Below are 468 nucleotides of genomic sequence, written 5' to 3'. Positions count from 1 at the left end.
TCTTCTGATCGGCCGCTATCCGGGCGCCGACGGCATGAAGACGGGGTTCGTCTGCCCCTCGGGCTTCAACATGATTGGCTCGGCAACGCGAAACGGCCGCACGCTGGTCGCCGTCGTGCTCGGCGAACAGTCGACCATCACCCGCGCCGAGACCACGGCGAGACTGCTCGACCAGGGTTTCGCGGCGCAAGAGCCGAACTGGGTCACGGTCGCGGCGCTGCCTGCCTATGGCGACACGACATCGGTCAATGACCTGCGTGACGAGCTTTGCAAGAAGAAGCCGGCTAAGGAGCAGTCGGAAGCTGCCGTCCCCGTCGGCGATAAGGATGCGCCAAAATCGCCCTATCGGGAAAAGCTCGACCATGTGCCGACATTGGTCGCCGTCGGCCTTGGCGGCGCCACCGGGCCGAAGCCGAAGGCGATGCTCGATACATCGGGCCGGGAATATGCCGACGTGCCGTTGCCGAG

The 468-nt window shown here is 65.2% G+C and carries 1 pseudogene; it reads left to right on the top strand.

Annotated features, from left to right (window positions below):
• A pseudogene (locus tag EOA13_RS37545) lies at positions 1–468 on the top strand (D-alanyl-D-alanine carboxypeptidase); the annotation flags it as partial.

Origin of the sequence: Mesorhizobium sp. M7A.F.Ca.US.011.01.1.1, from assembly GCF_003998295.1 — a bacterium.
In the GTDB taxonomy this organism is placed as follows: Bacteria; Pseudomonadota; Alphaproteobacteria; order Rhizobiales; family Rhizobiaceae; genus Mesorhizobium.
The sequence above is the reverse complement of the archived record's forward strand: the minus strand, read 5'-3'. Positions and strand labels throughout refer to the sequence as shown.